The organism is Streptomyces sp. NPDC031554 (assembly GCF_055580685.1).
The window spans coordinates 252,854-275,011 of sequence record NZ_JBVIKX010000012.1 but is presented as its reverse complement, the minus strand read 5'-3'; the positions used below and the strand labels follow the sequence as shown (position 1 = coordinate 275,011).

Annotated in this window: 11 protein-coding genes; 7 read left to right on the top strand and 4 right to left on the bottom strand. The window is 75.1% G+C overall.

What is annotated here, in order from left to right:
• Positions 1-236 precede the first annotated feature (236 nt).
• Complete coding sequence (locus ACZ5FU_RS28295) at positions 237-1,439, bottom strand: phospholipase D-like domain-containing protein (protein ID WP_468646370.1); 1,203 nt, start codon at positions 1,437-1,439, stop codon at positions 237-239.
• Positions 1,440-1,642: 203 nt separating this feature from the next.
• Between ACZ5FU_RS28295 and ACZ5FU_RS28290 the strand changes: the two genes are divergently transcribed.
• Positions 1,643-2,224 carry a lysozyme family protein gene (locus ACZ5FU_RS28290; protein WP_469047321.1) on the top strand — a complete coding sequence of 194 codons (582 nt, stop codon included), beginning with the start codon at positions 1,643-1,645 and terminating at the stop codon, positions 2,222-2,224.
• 583 nt (positions 2,225-2,807) lie between these two features.
• On the opposite strand, the gene ACZ5FU_RS28285 is transcribed toward ACZ5FU_RS28290, so the two are convergent.
• A complete protein-coding gene (locus tag ACZ5FU_RS28285) occupies positions 2,808-3,149 on the bottom strand; it encodes a VOC family protein (RefSeq protein WP_451531051.1) in 342 nt (113 codons plus the stop codon).
• Positions 3,150-3,368: 219 nt separating this feature from the next.
• Here ACZ5FU_RS28285 and ACZ5FU_RS28280 point away from each other — a divergent pair, with 219 nt between their 5' ends.
• The 5 genes from ACZ5FU_RS28280 (at position 3,369) to ACZ5FU_RS28260 (ending at position 7,399) form a co-directional block, all read left to right on the top strand.
• A complete protein-coding gene (locus ACZ5FU_RS28280; protein WP_469047319.1) occupies positions 3,369-3,857 on the top strand; it encodes a YjfA family protein in 489 nt (162 codons plus the stop codon).
• Between the two features lie 276 nt (positions 3,858-4,133).
• Positions 4,134-4,709 (top strand): TetR/AcrR family transcriptional regulator, encoded by a 576-nt coding sequence (locus tag ACZ5FU_RS28275; RefSeq protein WP_451531049.1) that lies wholly within the window; start codon positions 4,134-4,136, stop codon positions 4,707-4,709.
• Between the two features lie 16 nt (positions 4,710-4,725).
• On the top strand, positions 4,726-5,136 hold the full coding sequence (locus ACZ5FU_RS28270; RefSeq protein ID WP_451531048.1) for a (R)-mandelonitrile lyase: 411 nt from the start codon (positions 4,726-4,728) through the stop codon (positions 5,134-5,136).
• Positions 5,137-5,164: 28 nt separating this feature from the next.
• Entirely contained in the window at positions 5,165-5,779 is a 615-nt protein-coding gene (locus ACZ5FU_RS28265; protein ID WP_451531047.1) for a DUF4865 family protein, read from the top strand.
• A 786-nt stretch (positions 5,780-6,565) separates the two neighbouring features.
• Positions 6,566-7,399 carry a PIG-L family deacetylase gene (locus ACZ5FU_RS28260; RefSeq protein ID WP_451531046.1) on the top strand — a complete coding sequence of 278 codons (834 nt, stop codon included), beginning with the start codon at positions 6,566-6,568 and terminating at the stop codon, positions 7,397-7,399.
• Positions 7,400-7,696: 297 nt separating this feature from the next.
• Here ACZ5FU_RS28260 and ACZ5FU_RS28255 read toward each other — a convergent pair whose 3' ends face one another.
• The gene (locus tag ACZ5FU_RS28255; RefSeq protein WP_469047318.1) at positions 7,697-9,115 is read right to left on the bottom strand and encodes a condensation domain-containing protein; all 1,419 of its coding nucleotides are present in this window, start codon (positions 9,113-9,115) and stop codon (positions 7,697-7,699) included.
• 116 nt (positions 9,116-9,231) lie between these two features.
• On the bottom strand, positions 9,232-9,510 hold the full coding sequence (locus ACZ5FU_RS28250; protein ID WP_469047316.1) for a hypothetical protein: 279 nt from the start codon (positions 9,508-9,510) through the stop codon (positions 9,232-9,234).
• 246 nt (positions 9,511-9,756) lie between these two features.
• Here ACZ5FU_RS28250 and ACZ5FU_RS28245 point away from each other — a divergent pair, with 246 nt between their 5' ends.
• Complete coding sequence (locus ACZ5FU_RS28245) at positions 9,757-22,053, top strand: amino acid adenylation domain-containing protein (protein ID WP_469047315.1); 12,297 nt, start codon at positions 9,757-9,759, stop codon at positions 22,051-22,053.
• Positions 22,054-22,158: the final 105 nt, after the last annotated feature.

Genomic DNA, 22,158 nt, shown 5'->3' with positions numbered 1-22,158 from the left:
GCATCAGCGTCCTGTTCGCCATGCTCCGCGACGGAACCTTCTACCAGCCGAGAAGCCCCCGACTCGCTTGACGAAAGACATAGAGGCACCCCCCCCGCAAGCCCCGGTGCCGCCACGGCACCGGGGCCCACGCACGTCCCGGGACCGACCGGCGACAGATGGACCACGACCCGTGTCAGGTGGACACAAGGGAGTGCCCCCGCGCCTTCCGGCCGCGGGGGCACTCCTGCGGAGCGTCACAGGAAGCGTCGGATGGGGAGGACCGCGGACTCCTTGACGCGCTGCAGCATCGCCCGCCGTCTCCACCTGCGGAGGTCGATGTCCACGCTGTCGCGCAGGTCCGCGTCGTAGTCGCGGTCGAGCGCGGCGGTGAACTCCTCGTCCAGGACGGCGAGCATCACCTCCTCGTCGTGGTCCATGGACCGGCGGTTGAAGTTCGTGGAGCCGATGAGGGACGCCACCGAGTCCACGGTGATGATCTTGGCGTGCATCATGGTCGGCTGGTACTGGCGGATGTGCACGCCGGCCTCCAGCAACCGCGTGTAGTGGTGCTGGCCGGCGAGCTGGCAGGCCCGCTGGTCGGTGTGGGGCCCGGGGAGCAGGATCTCCACGCGCACGCCGCGCCGCGCGGTCTCGCACAGCAGGTCGATGAAGTAGGTGTCCGGGGCGAAGTAGGCGGTGGCCAGCCGGAAGCGCTCCTCGGCGGAGTCGAGCATGACCCGGATGAGGGTCTGCATGTCCTGCCAGCCGATGCTCGCGGAGCCGCGCACCACCTGTACCACGGACGAGCCGGCCTGCGGGTGTGCCGTGAAGCGGTCGCGGTCGTCGAAGAGCTCGTCGTGGCACTCCGCCCAGTTCTGCGCGAACGCGGCCGCGATGCCGTCCACGGCCGGACCGCGCACCTGGACGTGGGTGTCCCGCCACTCGCCGGGGTTGCGGGCGTCGCCGCTCCACTCCTCCGCGATGCCGACGCCGCCGGTGAAGGCGGTGTGCTCGTCGACGATGAGGGCCTTGCGGTGGCAGCGGTGGTTCTGCTTGAACGGCGACAGCCAGGCGGGCTTGCGGAACCAGGCCACCTGGACGCCCGCCTCGCTCATCAGGTCCAGCAGCCGCCCCTCGATCTCCTTGGCGCCGAAGCCGTCGAGCAGCAGCCGTACGCGCACCCCCTCGCGGGCGCGGTCGGCCAGGGTGGCGGCGAAGTCGTGGGCGATCTGACCGCGCCAGTACACGAAGGTCATCATGTCGATGGTGTGCTCGGCCGCACGGATCGCCCCGAGCATCGCGGGGAAGATCTCGTCACCGTTGCGCAGGGGCACCAGGTCGTTGCCTTCGGTGGCTGCCACACCGATCAGCCGCTCCAGGCGGCGGCGCAGACGCTGCTTGCGTGCCGCCGCGTCGGGTGCGGCGTCGTGAGCGCGCGGTGCCGGTATGTCGTCGATTATCACGCCGAATCTCCCACTGGACCGTGAAGGCGAAGGTCGAGGGCCGCGGCGACGGCCCGGACAACCGGATTCCCGGTCGGCGGCGCGGCACTCCAGCCATTCCGGACCGGATTGAGACCGGGACGCAGGGGCACGTGCACTCCACAGGGACCGCCCTGCCGCAGGGGCGGGGCGGACGGCAGGAAAGAGGCGGGCCGAGGATGGCGGAGCGAGCGACGGTGTCCGAGCGGGAGGCCGGACCGGTGGAGCCCGGCGGCGCCCGGAAGCCGCCGCTGCGGCCCGGTGGGTACGACCCGGCCGACTACGCCCCGCAGGTGGTGCGCTGCGCCGGGGAGGCCGGGGTGTCGCCCCTGCTGGTGATGACCGTCCTGCACAACGAGGCGTACAAGCCGCACCACCCGCTGCTGGAGCGGCTGTGGCAGTGGTGGAAGCCGGGGGCGTCCTTCGGCGTGGCCAACATGCACCGTGCGACGTTCGAGCGGGTGCGCCGCGCGCACGGCCTGGAGAAGGAGTGGCGGGACCTCCGTGACGACCCCGCGTTCGCCGTCCGCGCGGCGGCGCTGCACCTGAAGGACCTCGACCACGCCCTTCCGGAGCGGCACGTGCGCCGCTACACCCGCGACGAACTCCTCGCCCTGGGCTACAACACGGGTGAGCGCAACATGCGGGCCTTCGCCCGCGGGGTCCCGCCGGGCCCCATGGCCCGCTCGTACCTGCGCCGCTTCCGCGCCCACCGCGACCGCGCCGCCCGCGTCCTGGCCGCGCCGGCCGACCGGCCGTAGGCGTACGGATCACGAGCGTTGCCGACACCGGCGGGACTTGGACACGGTGGAGCACGCGGCGGCGAGGACGCCCTCCCGTCACCGGGCGCCGGCGGGGGACCGGACCGAGTTCCGCGCGGAGCCGTCCCGCCCCCGCGGCCACCCGTCCCGGGCCGCCCGCCCCGCCACGGTGGTGGGTTCGCCTTCGGACGGTCCGACACCCGGGGCGTCCCGAACACCGGGACCGTCACCCGCACCCGGCTCCACGGCACCGCCCCGGCCCGTTCCGGGGACCGGCCGCGCCCCCGGCCGGCCCACCGCTCCTCCCGGGGCACGGCCGGCGCCCCCCGATCGTCGAAGGCACGCTGATCCGCCTGGACACCGGCCACCTGCCCGGCGGAGCGCCCCCCGAGCCGGGCCGGCTGTGGTGGCCGGGCATCGACGCGAGACCCGCAGGCACCGGCCGTCTCCGGCAGGCACACCTGCGGCGCTCCGGCGTCGAGCCGTGGCCGGGAGGTACGACGAGCTCGCCGTCCGGCACGGGACGACCGTGCCGGTCGCGGCCGTCGACGAACGGCTGTGACCGGCACGGTGGCAAAGCTCCTCAGTGGACGCAGAACTCGTTGCCGGCCGGGTCCTGCAGCACGGTCCAGGTGAGGCCCGGAACGCTGTGCTCGCCGACGACGCTCGCACCCAGAGCGACCAGCCGCTCCACCTCTCCCGCCAGGCCCTTGCCGGGCGCGGCGGCGAAGTCGACGTGCACACGGTTCTTGCCCCGCCGCTCTTCGGCCACCCGCTGGAAACCCAGTGCCAGGGGTTCCGCTTTCACGATGACGAAATCACCGTGGTCCTGGGCGATCTCGCCTTCCAGCGCAGTGGCCCACCACTGGGCCAGCTCCTGCGGTTCCGCACAATCCACCGTGATCATCACTGCTCTCAGACTCATGATCGCCACCCTAGCCACGACCACCGACAATCATCGGCGCCGGCCGTCCGCCGAACCGCGGCCCACGTGGTCAGGACGCCCCCGCACGGCCTGGAGGCGACGCGTGCACATTCAACGACACGCCCTGGCCGACCGGTTGCACACGCGGATCAACGGGTGTGTCCTGGAACACGGGGAGTTGGCGTCCCGCGCGTCGCGCTTCACCGGGAAGGAACCGCCATGATGAGCAAACGCAGCCCGGCGGTGGCGTCCGTCGCCGTACTGATCACGGCGGCGGCGGCCGCCTCAGTCGTTCCCACCCCCGCACAGGCCGCGCCGGAAGCGGCGGCGGGGACACCGGCGAGGGCTCCGGCGACCTGCTTCGCCGCCTCCTGTCACGACCTCGACCCCGTCGAGACCCACTGCGTCGACGACGCCGTGACGATCGACGACGTCACCCTGGACGGCCGCATCGTCCGACTGCGCTACAGCGCACAGTGCAGGGCGGCCTGGGCGCAGCTCTGGTACGGGAAGCCCGGCGACAGGGCCTATGTGCGGACCGTGGAGGACGGACAGACCGTGGCCGTGAACAGCATCACGGTCATGCCCGGGGACGGGGTCAGCGTGTACACGCCGATGGTGAACGACAAGGATCTGAAGGCCCAGGCGTGTACGGAATTCGACTACCTTCCGGGCGACACCGGAACGAAGTGCACGATCTTCTACTGAGTTTCGGACCGGGTTCCTGACCGTGATGAAGACGTCCAGGCGGCGGATCCGCCCGGCAGGCCTCCAGGTCGGGTGAACAGGGGCCGCCGGTGCGGCGGCCACGCCGGTCGGCGGGTCCGGAAAGGGCCGGCCGCGGGAGGCGGAGGCGGCGATCTCGGCCGGCCGGTTCCCGCCCCTCGCCGCGGCGTACGGGGAACCTGACGTCGGTCATGAATGCGGGCGGCGCGCGGCGCGCGTTCGGACGACAGTGTACCTACTAGTATGTACACTGCTTGCATGAGCACTGCGGAACGTCTTGTCGAGAGCACTCGTGAACTGTTGTGGGAACGCGGTTACACCGGCACCAGTCCGAAGGCGATCCAGCAGCGGGCCGGGGTCGGGCAAGGCAGCATGTACCACCACTTCACCGGAAAGCAGGACTTGGCGCTCGCCGCGATCCAACGCACCGCCGAAGAGATGCGTGCCAAGGCCGAAGCGCAGTTCTCCGCATCCGGGACCGCCGTGGAGCGCGTCACCGCATACCTGGGCAGGGAACGAGAGGTCCTCAAGGGCTGCCCCGTCGGAGGCCTCACGCAGGATCCGGACATCATGGGCAACCCGATGCTGCGGGCTCCGGTCGACGAGGTTCTGACCTGGCTGCGTGAGCGCCTCGCCGAGGTCCTGGCCGAGGGACGCGAGCGCGGTGAGTTCGCCGCCGCACTGAACCCGCAGGCAGTTGCCGCGACCATCGTCGCGGTCCTGCAGGGCGGTTACGTCCTGGCCCGAGCCGCCGACTCCGTGCAGCCGTTCGACCAGGCGGTCACCGGAGTGCTGGATCTGCTCACCGCGCATGTCTCCGCCACTCACCAGTAGAGGGAACCTGCCGACCATGCGCATCTCCCACGCGCCACAGCCCACCGTCGTCGCACCGTCCGAATGGTTCTCCGGCGCGGCATGGATCGATGAGATCGCCGCACCTGAGGGACCGTCGCGCTTGCGGGTCGACAGCGTTCGTTTCGCACCGGGCGCCCGCACCGCATGGCATCGCCATCCCTTCGGTCAGATCCTTCATGTCACCGAGGGAACAGGGCTCGTCCAGTGCCGCGGCGGACAAGTGCAGACCATTCGCGCCGGTGACAGTGTGCGCATCGCACCGGGGGAGTGGCATTGGCACGGAGCCTCTCCCACCACCTTCATGACGCATCTGGCCGTCCAGGAAGTCGCCGAGGACGGCACCGAAGCCGACCGCGGAACCCACGTCACTGAGGCCGAGTACCTCACCGGCCTGCCTGTTCGCTGACTACCCGTGAAGAAGGGCGGCCTCCCCCGTGCACGCGAAGCAGTACGAGATCACCCTGCCGGCCGACTACGACATGGAGGTCATCCGCAAGCGGGTGTCCGAGGGCGGCCATGTCCTCGACGAACGAGCCGGGTTGGGCCTGAAGGCCTATGTCATCCGGGAACGCGGCGTGGCCGGCTCGCCGGTCAACCAGTACGCCCCCTTCTACCTGTGGAATGACACCGGCGCGATGAACCGCTTCCTCGTCGGTGGCGGAGGATTCCAGAACATCATCCGGGACTTCGGCCGCCCCCTCGTCCAGCACTGGGCCGGTGTCGCCTGCCATGCCGGTCCAGCACGCACGACACCCCCCAGGGCGGCCTCACGCCGCCTCACCTCGATACCTTCCGGCCCGGACCCGGACGGCACCGGCCTGGGCCTGTCCGTATGGATCGAGCGTGAAGTCGAACAGCTACGACGACTTTCCCGCCATGAGGGTGTGCACACCGCCGCGTTGGCGGTCGACCCCTGCCGTTGGCAGCTGCTGCGGTTCGTGGTGTGGGCGGACCCCTCCGCGCCGGACGAGGAGGCGACCGAGCGCTACGAAGTGCTGCACCTGTCCGCCCCCGGCCTCGGTGACCTGCCGGAAGGCCGGGACTGGTAGCGCCCCCGCCCCCGCCCCCGCCCCCGCGCCCGCGCCCGCCGTCATCTGTCACGTCGCCCCCCCGGCCGCCGCCGGATCGGTGGCGGTCAGGGCTCGCGGGGCTCACAGGACGTCGCCGGACGGAATCAAGACGGTGGGGCTCCGGCCACCGGGGTGAGGGGTGACGGTGGGTTCGCCGGACAGCGGGCCTGCGGTCCGAAGCGTCGGGCGTCACGCGGACCGTCGGTCGGCGTGATGTCAGGACCGGGCGGCCCGCTCGAGGTTGTCCTGGCACCACCGGCGGAACCCGGTGGCGGTGGTGGAGCCCGGGTCGCGGGGCTCGGCGTCGTAGATCCCGTTGTTCTGCGCCTCGACCATCTCCGCCAGGTCCTGCGCCGGCGCCGGGCTCGCGGGCCCCGGTGCCGCACCTCGGCGCGTCGTCGTCGGTCGCCAGGGCTCCGCCCCGACTCCCTCCTCCGCCTTGCGAGGCACGGCACCGGACCCCGCTCCCCGATCCGGCCCGATCCAAACGAAAGACCCCGGCCGTCACACCCTGGCACGCGCCCTTCACGCGACTCGTGATTCCGGTCCTCGGACACCGACGCGTGGAGGATCGAGCGGCCGTACCGGGAACAGCCGGTCGGGTCGGCACGGTTGCACCGACGGACGGACCGGCGCCGTACGGGTGGGGACCACGGGGACCGCGAGGTCGTCCGTGCCCCACCCGGAGCCGGGCCCAGGACCGCGGCACGTCCGCCGCGCGTCGCGCACTCGCACCATGACATGTTTTCGCAGGAGGAATGTTCCATGACTGACCGGCCCTTGACGCTCATGGCAGTACACGCCCACCCCGACGACGAGGCCACCGGAACCGGAGGAGTCCTCGCACGGTACGCGGCGGAAGGCATCCGCACGGTTCTCGTGACGTGTACCGACGGCGGATGCGGTGACGGGCCGGGGGGCGTCAAGCCGGGCGACCCCGGGCACGACCCGGCGGCGGTCGCCTTGATGCGCCGTCAGGAACTCGAGGCGAGCCGTGACGTCCTGAAGATCAGCGATCTGGAGATGTTGGACTATGCCGACTCCGGGATGATGGGCTGGCCGAGCAACGACGCGCCGGGATCCTTCTGGCAGACCCCCGTGGAGGAAGGCGCGGCCCGGCTCGCGGAACTCATGCGGCACTACCGACCTGACGTGGTCGTCACCTACGACGAGAACGGCTTCTACGGACACCCCGACCACATCCAGGCCCACCGCATCACGATGGCGGCCCTCGAGAAGACCGCGCTGACACCGAAGGTGTACTGGACCACGATGCCCCGCTCGATGATGCAGCGGTTCGGCGAGATCATGCGCGAGTTCCACGAGGACATGCCGGAGCCCGATCCCGCCGAGACCGCCGCGATGGCCGAGATCGGCCTCCCCGACGACGAGATCACCACGTGGGTGGACACCACCGCGTTCAGCGGTCAGAAGTTCGATGCCCTGGCCGCGCACGCGAGTCAGGGCGAGAACATCTTCTTCCTCAGGATGGGCAAGGAGAGGTTCGGCGAGTTGATGGGCACGGAGACCTTCGTCCGTGTCCAGGACGCCACCGGCGCGGCCGTACCCGAGAACGATCTCTTCGCCGGACTGCGCTGATCCGCCTGCCCGACCGGCGCCCGGAGCACCCCGCTCGACCGCACGGCGCGGTCGAGCGGGTCCCACGTCCGCGGGCCTGTCCACGCGAGCTCCGCTCCGGCAGCCCGCCTGCGGGCCCTCGTCGGCGGCGTCGGCGAGGGCCCGCACCGCCGACCGGCGCCGCGCCCGTCCCCGGACCGCCTGACCGCACGGGTGGCAGACCTGAGGGCTGCTGACTCGGAGGGCGCGCGACGACCACGCCGGCGACACGGTGTCGGATCCGCCCCGCTCACGGGGCGGAACGGGCGGCCGAATCGTTCATCCCGCAGGGAGGGCGCCGATGCTCGCGTGGAACGCGTCGGCCACTCGTGCGACGCGATCGGGGTCGTGATACCGCTCGTCGAACCCGAGGGAACCGGTGATTCCGCTCTCCGTCGTCCGCGCGGTGGCGTAGAGCGTCCGGGAGCATTGCAGGGCCTGGCGTCGGCCGGCGAAGCGCTGCTGCCGGGCCGGCGACTCGTAGGTCACGTGCTGAGCCGACAGCGCGGGACCGAACGGAATCGGCGCGCCGGCGTCCCTGATCCGCCGGCCCGTGCCACCGGTCATGTCGAACGCCAGGTGCGACAGGGCCGTACGGAAGACCGCCTCGGTGCCGGTCCGTGCGGTCGTGCCGTCCACCACGGCGCTGAGCGGAAGGTCGACTTCGTCCCAGGCGGCCAGCATCCTCTCGCCCACCTGTCGCGCCAGACCGGACAGGCCCCGGTCGCCGATGTCCAGCGGTAGGTGCACCACGTTGCACAGCAGGCCGACCGCCTGACGCGCCGCAGGTGTCGTACGGCCGTGCATGAGGACGGTCGCCACGAGCCGGTCCCGTCCGTACGCGTCGGCCACGCCGCGGGCCAGGAGGGCCAGCAGGGCGTTGTGCGGTGTGGTTCGGCGTTCACGGCACCAGTGGAGCAGGGCCCTGGTGCGGTCGGCGGGCAGCACCAGCGGTATGCCGGTGTACTGGGCCCGGAGGGACACCTCCGCTCCGGGCCGGGCGGGGATCGGCTCCTCCGCGCCGTGCGCGCGTAAAGCACGCGCCAGGTCGGCTGCCCGGCGTCGGCGATCCGCGCGGGCCTGCGGGGACCGCTCCTGGCGGATCATGTCCACGTAGCTGAACCGTGTCGGCCCGTCGGCCGGGACGCCGCGCCCCGACCCGGTCCGTGCGGCATAGGCGGCGGCGAGATCCCGGCGGAAGACGTCGTGGCCGGTCGCGTCGATGGCGAGGTGGTCGAACTGCGCCAGCAGCAGGTGCTCCCCGTCGGCCGATCGCACCAGTGTCGTGCGGATCATACGGTCCGTCAGGTCGAGTGGCCGTCCGAGCGCGTACGTCACCTCGGCCCGTTCCCGGCCCGGGCCGGCCGTCACGACATGGAGGCCGCTCGGGGTGGGCCGCAGCCGCTGACCCGGCCAGGCGGCGTCCCCGGCGGTCGCCCCGTCGCCGGCGAGGTGCAGTCGCAGGGCGTCGTGCCGCATCTCGACGTCGGCCAGTGCGTCCCGCAGGGCCCCGACGTCAAGGCGCCCGCGCAGCAGCAGGACCTCCGATTCCAGCGGTGCGGAGTCCCGCGTGTAGCTGCGCATCCAATGCCAGCACCAGTCCTGCCGTGAGGAGGCCGGCAGGACGTCGGTGTCCGACGCCCGGTCGTCGACGCCGTCCTGGTCGGTCTTCGGCCGGCGGCCTCGGTCTCCTGTCATCGCCCCGACTCTACCGAGGCCTTCGCGGCGGTCGGGGGGCCCACCGGCCGAGCCGGGGAATCAGCGGCCGGTCTCCGGTACGGCGAGGAGCGCGGCGCACTCGCTCAGGAAACCGGTCATGGTGCGGGTGCGGGTGCGGGTGCGGGTGCGGGTGCCAGGTCCAGGGCCCGTGCGAGGGCGGCGGTGACGGCGGGAGCGTGTGCCGGCAGGCGGCGTTCGGCCCAGGTTCCGGCAAGGCCGAGGAATTCCCGCAGATCCCGCCGGGCGCCGGCGACGAGCCCGCGTACCTGGTCCACCGGCAGCTCGACCACCGGGCCGCCGTCCGTCCCGTGGGCGTCGAGCGTCAGCCGGACGATGTCGCCGACGCGCTCCGACCACCGGGTCCTGTTCTCCACCGACCAGGCCCCCGCCGGCTGGGGCGAACCCGTCGACCGGACCCGGAGCGAGGGGGAACACGGGACGAGGGGGGACACGGGGCGGACCCGTGGAGCCGATCGTCCCCGTCGTGCGCCTTTTCGATCTTGTAGGGTGGACGCGGCCGACGAGTTGGCCCGCAGGGACCGCGTCACCACAGCCCTCCGGCGGCGAGCCGGTGAGGGCGGGCGGACGGCCCGTGCCAGGGCCCGACTTGAGAACGGACCATGAGCGACAACACCCTGTGGAACGTCCTGCGGGACGCCGCCCGCGAGCAGCCCGGACAGGTCACGGTGCACGTACGCGGCGACGGCAGCGAAGTCGAGGTGACGTACCGGGAGTTGCTGGCCGCCGCCCGGCGCGTCGCCGGCGGGCTGCGTGCGGCCGGGGTCCGATCCGGTACGTGCGTCCCCCTGGTCGCCGACCGCAGCGAGGACTTCCAGGTCATGTTCTGGGGCCTGATCGGCGCGGACCTGGTTCCGGTGCCGCTCGCCGCCGACCTCCGCAGGGTCCTGCCCGTCTGGGAACACCTGGACCGGCCGCCGGTGTTCGTGGACGCGGCCGGTGCGGACATGGCACGGCACCTGCCCGCCGGAGCGGCGGTACTGCGGCTGGAGGAGGTCCGCGAGGGCGACGACATGGGCGGGCCCACCGTGTGCGAGCCCGATGCCCTGGCCTTCGTGCAGTTCTCCTCGGGCAGCACCGGTGTGCCCAAGGGCGTCGAACTCACCCATGCCGCGGTGACCGCCAACCTGCGTCAGATCGTGACCGTTTCCGATCTGGGCCCCGACGACGTGGTGCTCAGCTGGATGCCCTACTTCCACGACATGGGCCTGATCGGCACGCATCTCGCGCCGCTCGCCGCCCGTGCCCGGCAGGTCAAGATCGGGCCGCTGACGTTCGCGCGGCGGCCCGGGATCTGGTTCGAGAAGGCCACCGCCCACCGCGCCACACACCTGTCGGCCGCCAACTTCGCGCTCGCGCTGGCGACCCGGCGTCTGTCCGACGAGGACATGGCCCGATTCGACCTCACCGCGGTCCGGCGGGTCGTCGTGGGCGCCGAACCCGTCTCCGCTTCCGTCTGGCGCGAGTTCACCCGCCGCACCCGGCCCGCCGCACTGGCGCCGCAGGCCCTCCAGCCGGTGTACGGCCTGGCCGAGGCCACCCTCGCCGTGACGTTTCCGCCGCCGGACGAGATCGCCGTACCGCTGGCGCTGGACCGCGCGGCACTCAGCCGCGGACGCGCGGTGGACGTCCCGGGCACCGACGTGTCCGCCGTCGAACTCATGGACCTGGGACACCCCGTGCCCGGCTGCGCCGTCCGGATCGTCGACGACGCCGGTCGTGAACTCGGTGACCGGCGCGTCGGGCACATCCAGGTGCGCGGTCCCCAGACGGCCCGCGGTTACCGCCGTCTGCCCGACGCCACCGCCGCCGCCTTCACCGACGGGGGCTGGCTGCGCACCGGGGACATGGGCTTCCTGCGGGGCGGGCGGCTGTGCGTCACCGGCCGGTACAAGGACGTGCTGTTCCTGAACGGGCTGAAGCACCACGCCGCCGATCTGGAGGACGTCGCCGCCGCCACCCCCGGGCTGCCGCCCGGCACGACCGCGGTCGTGGGGTCCACGGACCCGGACACCGGCGCCGAGCGCGTGGTGGTCCTCGTCTCCTGGGCCCGCCCGCCGCGTACGGCCGACGAGGTGCTGGAACGGGTCGCCGCCCGGGTGGGCGAGGCGCTGTTCCACGACGACGTGCGGGTCGTCGCCCTGCCGCCCGGGCAGTTCCCGCGCACCACCAGCGGGAAGGTGCGCCGTCATGTGCTGCGGGAGCGGTTCGAGGCGGGCCGGTACCCCCGTGTCGTCGTTCGCGGTCCCGGTGCGGCCCCGCGGCCGGCGCGGCCGACGACCGGCGGACCCGGCGGACCCGCGTCCGCTCCCACCGGACGGCGCGTCCCGGACGGTGCCGGCACACCGCGGTCGCGGGCGGCCGTCGAGCAGGCGGTGCGCGCGGTGTGGGCCGAAGTCCTGTGCACGGAGGGGGATTCGCTGGACCCGCATGCGTCGTTCCGCTCGCTGGGCGGCACCTCGTTGAAGGCCATGGAGGTGCTGGCCAAGCTGGAGGACGCCTTCGGCACACCGCTGGAGACGGCCGCCCTGCGCGCCGGTGCCGACACGGTGGCCGGGCTCGTCGACCACCTGCTGGCACCGGCGGACAGCCGTACGGACGCCGGTGACGGCCCTGGTCCGGACGGCACGCCCGACCCGGCCCGGGGCGGCGGTCCCGCCCGGCAGGCCCGCGAGGCTCTCGCCGTCGTCGGTCTGGCCTGCCGGTTCCCCGGTGCGACCACGCCCGAGGCGTACTGGCGGCTGCTGGCCGAGGGGCGGGACCTCGTCACCCCCGTGCCCCCGCACCGCTGGGACGCCGCCGGGCTCCCGGCCGCCGGCCGGGGCGCCTTCCTCGAGGACCCGGCCGCCTTCGACGCGGACCGCTTCGGGATGTCCGAGGAAGAGGCCCGCACCCTCGACCCACAGGCTCGCCTCCTCCTGGAGCTGGCGCACGAGGCACTGGAACGGGCCGGGTACGCCGGCCCGCGCCGCCGCGCCCACCGCGTCGGCGTCTTCACGACCACCGGAGACAGCGGCTACCGGGAGCTGCTCGACCGCGCCGCCGAGGACAGCGGCACGGACCTGCCGCCCTCGGCGCTCACCGGCAACCTCCCCAACCTCCTCGCCGCACGCATCGCCCGGCACTTCGACCTCGACGGCCCCGCCCTGGTCGTGGACACGGCCTGCTCCTCCGCCCTGGTCGCCCTGCACCTGGCCCGGCGCAGTCTCGCGGCGGGCGAGTGCGACATCGCCCTGGTCGGCGGCGCCAACCTGCATCTCACCCCGACCGCGCACCGGATGCTGCACGCCGCGCAGGCCCTGTCGCCCACCGGCCGCAGCCGGGCGTTCGCCGCCGACGCCGACGGGTTCGCCCCGGGCGAGGGCGGCGCGGTGCTCGTGCTGCGGCGCGAGGAGGACGCCCGGCGCGCCGGCGACGAGCTGCTCGCCGTGGTGCGCGGCACCGCCGTCAACAACGACGGCACGTCACTGAGCCTGATGGCACCCAACCCCGCCCGCCAGCGCGAGGTCATCACCGCCGCCCACACCGCGGCCGGCATCGACCCGGCCGAGGTGACCTACGTCGAGGCGCACGGCACCGGCACCGCCCTCGGCGACCCCGTCGAGCTGAAGTCCCTCGCCCACGCCTTCCCGCCACGGCCCGGCGCCCGGCCCCGGCTGCTGGGCTCCGCCAAGACCAACATCGGCCACCTGCTCAACGCCGCCGCGCTGCCCGGCCTCGTCAAGGTCGTGCTGGCGCTGCGCCACGGTCAGGTACCGCCCTCGCTGCACGCCGACCCGCCTTCCGCGCTGGTCGCCACGGCGGGTTTCCACGTGCCCGGCCGGCTCGTCGACTGGCCCGCGCCGCCCTCCGGGGGACCGCTGACGGCGGGCGTCAACGCCTTCGGCTTCGGCGGCACCAACGCGCACGCCGTCCTCCAGCAGGCCACCGGGCGTCCGCCGCGAGGGCCCCGGCCGGAAGACGGCCCCCACCTGCTGGCGCTGTCCGCCGCCACCCGGCCCGCGCTGCACGCCCTCGTCCGCGACCTGTCGGCCCACCTGGACGCCCGCCCCCGGACCGCCACGGCCGACCTGTGCCTGACGGCCGGGACGGCCCGGGACGACGACCCGCACCGGCTGGCCCTCGTCTGCGACGAGGGCGGCGACCTGCGCGCCCGGCTGGCCGCCCTCGCCGCGGACCCGGCCGGCGACCGGGCGGTGGACGGTCCGCCCACGGGCACGGACGTGTCCACCGGGACCGTCCGCACCCGTCCCCGCCTCGCCTTCCTCTTCCCCGGCCAGGGCACCCAGCGTCCGGGCATGGCCGCGGCGCTCCACGCCACCGCTCCCGTCTTCCGGGACACCCTCGACGAGGCGTCCGCCGCGCTCGGCCCGCTGCGGGGCCGCACCCTCACCCACTGGTGCACCGATCCCGGCGCCGATCCGGCCGAACTGGCCCGCACCGAGATCACCCAGCCCCTCCTGGTCGCCCACGGGGTCGCCCTCGCCCGCCAGCTGGCTTCCTGGGGCGTCGTACCGGACGCGGTCGCCGGACACAGCGTCGGGGAGCTGGCCGCGGCCTGTGCCGCGGGCCTGCTGCCGCTGCCCGCCACCGTGCGCTTCGCCGCCGCACGCGGACGTGCGATCGCCGAGCTGACCGAGCGCGGCGCGATGGCCGCGGTGCTCGGCGCGGACGACGCCGTGGAGACGCTGGTCGCCGCTTCGGGCGGCGCCCTGGCCGTCGCGGCCCGCAACGCCCCCGGCCGTCTGGTGCTGTCCGGCACCGTCCGGGCGGTGGAGGACGCCGTGGCGGAGCTCGCCGCGCGGGGCGTCACCGCGCGCCGGCTGCGGGTCTCGCACGGCTTCCATTCCCCGCTGATGGAGCCGGCCGCCCGGGCGGTGCACGACGCCGCACAGGCTCTGACGCCCACCACCGGCCGAACACCGCTGCTGAGCACCCTCACCGCCGACTGGGCGCCCGCCCCCGACGCCGCCCACTGGCGCGAACACGCCCTGCGCCCCGTCCGGTTCGACGCCGCAGTACGGCGGCTGGCCGAGGACGGGTACGACACCTTCGTCGAGATCGGGCCCGGCACCGACCTGCCGGCCGCCCTGCGCCGGGCCGTCGCGGGCCGGCCCGGCGCCCCCGCGACCGTCCTGTCCGCCCTGCCCGCCGGACACCGCCAGGAGGGCGGCGGACGCCGTGAACTGCTGCGCACCGTCGCCCGGTTGTGGACGCGCGGCGTCGCCGTCGACCACGCCGCGCTCGCGCCGACGGGACGCCGCGTGCCGCTGCCCACGTACCCCTTCCGACGGCGCGCCTACTGGCCCGGGCCCGACGCCGTGCGGCTGCTGCACCACGTCACCTGGACGGCTGCCCCCCTCGCCCCGCCCGTCGGCGCCGCCCCCGTCACCCTCGTCACCGGGCCCGACGCCGAGGCGGTGCGGGAGCTGTCCGCACGGCTGGCCGAGCGCGGGGTGCCGACGGCACGCACGGACGCGACCCGCGTCCACACCGTCGTGCACCTGGCACGACGGGCGGGGGAGGGCACCGAGGGGCCGGCCGCGGCGGCCGGCTTCCGGGACACCGTGCGGCAGTTCGACCGGTCCGGCGCGCGGCGCCTGCTGGTGCTCACCGAGGACGCCCACCGCACCGGCACCGACGGCGAGGCCCGGCCGCGCCCCGAGCAGGCCCTGCTCACCGGTCTCGCGCTGGCCTTCCCGCAGGAGACCGAGGGCGCGGAGCTGGTCTGCGCCGACCTGTCCTCCCGCGACCCCCGCGAGCTGTGGCTGGACGCCGTCCTCGCGGAAGTGACCGCCGCCGGCGGCGGCACCCGCGTGACCGCCTGGCGGCACGGCGACCGGCTGCTGCGGGGCATCGCGCCCCTGCCCGCCACCGCCGTGCCGGACGGGGACGGCCCGCTGCCCGCCGACGGCGTCTACCTCATCACCGGCGGCGCGGGCGGCCTCGGCGCGGCACTCGCCCGGGACCTCGCCGGACGCGGCCGCCCCACGCTCGTCCTCACCGGCCGCTCCCCGCGGCCCCCGGCCGGACTCCTCGCCGAACTCGCCGAGTCCGGTGCCGACGCGTGCTACCGGCAGGCCGACGTGACCGACGAGCGACAGCTCGACGCCCTCCTCGCGCGCACTCCCGCACCGGACGTCGTCCTCCACGCGGCGGGCGTGGTCCTGCCGGGGTCGCTGCGCGGCACCGGCCCGCAGGACACAGACCGTTCACTGGCCGCCAAGGTGCACGGCACACGGCTGCTGGCCCGGGCCCTGGACCGCCACGGGCACCGCCCCGGGCTGTGCGTGGCCCTCTCCTCGGTGGCCTCGGTACTGCCCGGCGCCGCGGGCGCGCTCGGCGACTACGCGGCGGCCAACGCGTTCCTCGACGCCTTCGCCGCGGCCGAACGCGCCGCCGGGCGCCGCTGGCTGGCGCTCAACCTCGGGCCCGTCGCCCGTACCGGGCTCGCCTCCGCCCTCGGGGACGGGACCCCTCCGCGAGCCGGCGGCGTCCCCCTGTCCCCGGCCGAGGCGCTGCGCGCGCTGCGCGCGGCCTGCGCCGTCGACGCGGCCCAACTGGTCGTCGCCGACCTGACGGACGCGGACCCCCCGACGACGAGCGGCGCCCCGGCGGGGACGGACACCGAGGTCCAGGCGGAGGCGCACGTACCGGCAGGTCCCGCCGAGCACCACCGGGCCCCGGCCACCGGCGCCCCCGCCGTCCCGGCCGTCCCGGTCGCCCCTGCCGTCCCGGCGGTCCCTGCCGTCCCGGCGGTCCCTGCCGTCCCGGCGGTCCCTGCCGTCCCGGCGGTCCCTGCCGTCCCGGCGGTCCCGGCGGTCCCGGCCGCCCCCGGCGGCCCGCCCGGCACCCGCCTCCTGATACGGGGCCTCCTCGCCGAAGCCCTGCACCTGCCCCTGGAAGCCGTCGACCAGGACCGCGCCTTCCTCGCGCTCGGCCTCGACTCGCTCGCGGCGGTCGACCTGGTCCGGCGGCTCGAACGCGCACTGGGCCGAGCCCTTCCGGCCACCCTGTTCTTCGAGTACCGCACGGTGCGGGAACTCGCCGCCCACCTCGACGCCCGGCCGGCCGACGACGGCCCCCAGCCGGCAGCGGCACCACCTCGCGACACGCCCGCTCCGCTGGCGGCACCGCCCCGCGACGTGCCCGCTCCGCCGGCGGCCGCGGAAGGCGTCCCGTTCCCGCTGACACCCGTCCAACTGGCCCTGCACACCAGCAGCGTGCTGTACCCGCGGACCCCGGCCCGCGGCTGGGTCCGGCACACCGTCCGGGGGCCGCTCGACCCGGCCCTGCTGCGCCGCGCCCTCACCGCGCTGGCCGGACGGCACGGCATGCTGCGGGTGCGCGTCGTGCGGGACGGCGGGGTGCCGCACCAGACCGTGACGCCGGGTGCCGCACCCGAGGTGTGGTTCGAGACGCGGTCGTGCCCCGGCGGCGGAGCGGCGCTCCACGCGCTGGAGACGGAACTCGCCAACCGGCCCCTGGACCTCACCGCCGAACCCCCGTTGCGGGCACTGCTGGTGACCGAGGACGCCGAGACGGCCCACCTGATCCTCGTCGTGCACCACGTGGCCGCCGACGGCTACAGCCTCAACGTGCTCTGCACGGAGCTGTGGACGCTCTACACCGACCTCGCCCTCGGCCGCGGGCCCTCCGCGCTGCCGCCCGCCGCGGACTTCGCCGCCTACGCCACCGACACCCGCCGTCCCACCGTCCTCGCCGGCGACCTCGCGTACTGGACGGCCCGTCTGGCGCACCGCGCCCCCCTGTCCCTGCCCCACGACGGCCGCCCCGACGCCGAGGACGGCCCCGGGCCCCTCGTCGCCGTGCACGACGTCCTGGACGAGGGTCTCGTCGCCGTGCTGCGCGCCCGGGCCGCCGCCGGGAACGTCTCCCTGTTCCACCTCCTGCTCGCCGCCTACGCCCGCTGCCTGGCCCGGTGGACCGGGCACCGGGACGTCGCGGTCGACGTCGCCCGCGCGGCCCGCGACGCCCGGGTGCCGGGGCTGGACCGGATGGTCGGCCCCCTCGCCGACACCCTGCCGGTGCTGCTGGACACGGACCCGGACGAACCGCTGCCCCGTCTCGCCGAACGCGTACGGCTGGCCTGGCTGGAGAGCGAGCGGCACGCCACCGTGAGCAGCCTCGACCTCGCCCGGATGACGCCGGGCGAGGCCTCGGGACCGCGTGCGGTGAGCCCGGCGAGCTTCAGCTTCGCCCGCTTCCCGGCAGCGCTGGACGAGGACTGCCCGGTCGAGGTGCGGCCGACCGCCGCGGGCACCGGCTCGGCCGCCACCCGGCTCAGCCTGCTGGTCTGGGAGGACGGACCGCTGCTCCGGCTGTCCTGGAACGCCCCCGAGCGCCTTCTCGCCCCCGCCACGACGACCCGGTACGCGGCCGACTTCGCACGGGAACTCCACGCCCTCGCGGGCACCGCCGGTGCCCCGGGCGCACGGAACGGCCTCCCCGCGACACCGCCCGCCCCCGCTGACCGGGCGACCGTCGTCGGCCGCCTGCTGGAGCGGTTCCGCACCGCCCCCGACGCCGTCGCCGTCGACGACGGCCGCCTGACCCTGACCTACCGCGACCTGGACACGGCCGGCCGCGGCCTCGCCCTCCGGCTGCGCCGGCAGGGCGTGCGGCGGGGGGACCTGGTGGGCATGGTCACCTCCCCGGGCCCGGACACGGTGATCGCCGTGGTCGGCATCCTGCGGGCGGGCGCCGGATGGGTGCCGCTGGACGCGGAGCACCCGGCGGCCCGGCTGGTGGAGCAGACCACCCGCTGCGGCGTCCGCGTCGTCGTGCACGACGACCGCACCCGCCCGGCCGCGCGGGCTCTCACGACCACGACAGCCGTCCCCGTCGTCACCGACCCGGAACCCCTCACCGCCACCGGACCGGTCGCCGGTCCACCGGAGGACTCCCTCGACGAGGCCGTCGCGGACTCCGACGCGACGGCCTACGTCATCTTCACCTCCGGCTCCACCGGCCGCCCCAAGGCCGTCCCCGTCACCTTCCGGGCGATGGAGAACTACCTCGACTGGGCCATCACCACCTTCGCCTACGGCCCCGGCGACCGGCTCGCGAACACCTCCTCCCCGTGCTTCGACGCCTCCGTGCGCCAGTTGCTCGCCCCGCTGCTGGCCGGCGCCACGGTGGTGACCGCCGACCGTGACCTGGTGCGCGACCCGGAGCTGCTGCTCGACCACGTGGAGCGGGCGCGGATCACCGTGTGGAGTTCGGTGCCGTCGCTGTGGGAACGGCTGCTGGCCGCGGCGGAGAACCGTCCGCGGCGCGGTGCGGTCCTGCCCGACCTGTCCGCGCTGCGCCTGGTGCACGTCGGCGGGGAGGTGCTGTGGGCGGACTGGGTGCGCCGCTGGTTCGACCTGTTCGGCCCGCAGCAGCGCATCGTGAACCTCTACGGGCCGACCGAGACGACCGTCAACGCCACCTGCCACGTCGTCGGCGAACGCCCCGCCGACGACGTCACGGCGCTGCCCATCGGCCGCGCCGTCGCCGGGACGGAACTGCTCGTGGCCGGCCCCGGCGGCGAGCAGGCCGGTCCGGGCGGCACCGGTGAACTGCTGATCGGGGGCGTCGGCCTGTCCGCCGGTTACCTCGGCGAACCCGAGCTGACGCGCGCCGCGTTCGTGTGGCGGGACGGCCGCCGCTGGTACCGCAGCGGGGACCGGGTGGAGGTGCTGCCCGACGGCGCGCTGCGGTTCGTCGGCCGGATCGACGACCAGGTCAAGATACGGGGCCACCGCGTCGAGCCCGCGGAGGTGGAGGCCGTGCTGCGCGCCCGTGCGGACGTCGCGCAGGCGGCCGTGCTGGCCGACGACGGACGACTGCTGGCCTTCGTCGTGCCCGCGGCACCGGACGAGGGGCGGGGCGCGGACGCGGTGGCGTTGCGGCGGTGTCTGGCGGACCGCCTGCCGTCCTACATGGTGCCCGCCCGGATCGTCCTCCTGGACGCGCTGCCCCTGACCGGCACCGGCAAGACCGACCGGCGGGCCCTGCTCGCGCGGACCGCCCGGACGCCGGCCCCGGGCACGCCCCGAACCCCGGGCACCCTGCCCGAGGCCGGCGCGCGCTCGTCCGGGGCGAGCGCCACGGAGGAAGAGCTCCGCCGCATCTGGTGCGAGGTGCTCGGCGTCGACCGCGTGGGCCGCCACGACGACTTCTTCGAACTCGGCGGCGACTCCCTGCTGGCCCTCCAGGTCTTCGACCTGCTCGCCCGGCGGCGCGGCGGCCCACTGCCCCGGCCCACCGCCGTCTACCGGCACCGCACCCCGGCCGCGCTCGCCGAAGCCGTGGACGCCGAAGCCGTGGACGCCGAGCCGGCGGGGGAGAGCAGCCGGCCCGCCCCGGCCGGCGGGCGGGGGCGCACCCCCGGCGACAGCGCTCCGGTGTTCCCGGACGCCTACCCCGTCACCCCCGGCCAGCGCGGCTTCCTGCTCGCCGAGGCCATCGCCCCCGGCACCGGGGCGTCCTGGCTGGCCCGGCTGCGCCTGACCGGCCCGCTCGACCCGGACCGTTTCCAGCGGGCCGTCGACACCCTCGTGGCCCGGCACCCCATGCTGCGCACGGTCTTCCCCGCCGGGGCGAGGCCGCCGGTGCAGCAGGAGCTGCCCCCCTCGCTGCGGCTGCCGGTCGACTTCGAGACCGTGTCGGGCCCCCGAGAACTGGCGCGGCGCGTCGAGGACGAACGGCGTCGCCGCTTCGAACCGTGGGCCTGGCCCCTGCTGCGCCTGCGCGTGCTCACCGTGACCCCGCAGGAGCACGTGCTCCTCGCGCACGCCCACCACCTGATCGGGGACGGCTACAGCGCCGCCCTGCTCCTGGAGGAGCTGACCACCGTCCACGACGCCCTGAACCGCGGCACGGAGGCCGAACTGCCCGAGCTGCGCGGCACGTTCCGCGAGCACGCGGAACGGACCGCCGGGCAGGACGAGAACCCGGGGCCGGAGGGGGACGACGCGCGGCGGCGCCGGGCCGCCCTGTGCGCGCCCTACACCAAGCCGGTCCTGCGACCGCCGGCCGACGGCGCCGGACGCGGACGGCCCGGCTCGTCCGGCACCCACGGCTTCCTCTCCGGCGTCTTCCTCTCCGACGGCTTCGTCCTGGACGCCACCGTCGTGGGCGCCCTGCGGAAGGTCGCGGCCGAGGCGGGCGCCACCCTGTACGCGCCGCTGCTCGCCGCCTACCACCAGGCGCTCGCCGCCCTCACCGGCCAGGAGGACCTGGTCATCGGGCTCGCGGTGTCCGGCCGCGACCACCCGCTGCCCGGCATCCACCGCGTCTTCGGGCCGTTCGCCACCGCCGTCGCCGTCCGCCCCTTCGGACCCGGCGCCCAGGCCCCGCCAGGGGACGACTTCCCGCAGCGGGTGCGCGACGTCGCCGACGAGACGGTCGCCGCCCGCGTCCACGAGGACATCGTCCCGCGGGACGCCGGCGGACTGCCGTCGACGTCCCAGTTCTTCTTCACCTTCCTCGACTTCGGCACGCTGGGCCCGCGCAGCGGTGACACCCTGGCCGTGCGGTGGGACGAGGAGGAGGACAGCGACTTCACGCCGCCCGCCGCCGGTACGGACGTCTTCCTCGCCGTGCGGCCGGACGGCGACCGGCTGCGGGTCACCGTGCGCGGCGCGGCGGCGGCCTTCGACGACGCCGCGCTCGCCGCGTTCACCGAAGGGCTGCGGGACCGGCTCGTCTCCCGGGCGGCGCGGCCCGTACGGCGGTCCACGCCACCCGGCGGGCAGGACCTGGACGCCGCCCTCGTCGGCTACCTGCCCGCGCCCGCCCATCTGGCCCGGCTCGCGGGCCTGCCGGAGACCGGCACGACCCGCGAGGACGTCCGCCGCCTGCTGTTCCCGGACGGCGCCCCCCGCTTGCTGGAGACGACCGTCACCCCGCTGGGCCGGTCCGGGTTCGTCGCCCTGCCCCTGTTCGCCGACGAACTCGCCGGGGACGGCTCCCTGGCCGGGCACACCGTCCGCGCCGTGGAGACGGCGTCGGCACAGGGCGCCCGCTGCGTCTCCCTGGCCGGCATGATCCCCTCACTCACCGGCTACGGCTTCGACGTGCTGCGCGCCTCCCGCGCCCCCGCGTCGATCACCACCGGGCACGCGGCCACGGTCGTCTCCGTGGTGCGCACGGTGCACTCCGCGCTGTCGGCCACCGGCCGCGACCTGGCCGGCACGGACCTGGCCGTGGTCGGGCTCGGCTCCATCGGCGTCTCCTCGCTGCAGCTGCTGCTCACGCTGGCCGAGCGGCCGCCCGCCCGACTCGTGCTGTGCGACGTGCCGGGCAGCGGTCCGCGGCTGCGCGATCTCGCGCGGACGCTGCGCGGGCGCGGCCTGGCCGGGGACGTCACCGTCCACGTCTCGGACCCCGGCCTGCCCGACGCGGTGTACGAGACGGACCTGATCGTCGCGGCCGTCAGCGGGCACAGCGCCCTCGTCGACATCGACCGGCTGCGTCCCGGCACCGTCGTCGTGGACGACAGCTTCCCGCACTGCTTCGACACCGCCCGAGCCCTCGCCCGCATGCGCGACCACGCGGACGTCCTGATCCTGGGCGGGGGCCTGCTCACGGTCGGCGCCACCCGGCGCACCCTGGCGGACGGACTGCCGGACCTCGTCGCGACCTCCGACGCGGTGGCGCGGCACGGACTCCCCGGCACGCTGGCCTCCTGCCGGACGGAGTCACTGCTGCACGCCCGGGGCGCCGACGTACCTCTGGTGCGGGGCCTGGTCGACGGCCCCACGGCCCTCGCCTACTGGCGGGCCGTGGAACAGGCGGGAATCACCGCGGGGCCGCCGCACCTGCTCGGACACGAAGTCGCGGTCCCCGGCCGGGAGCACGTCCTCGGCCGGGGCGGGCAGGGGATCTAGTGTGCTGCGCCGCTCCCGGTGCCGGACCTTCCGGGCGGCCCGGTCGGAGGCACGCGGGGCCGGGGAACGCGCGGGACGCGGACGAGCACGAGTCCGCGCACCGGC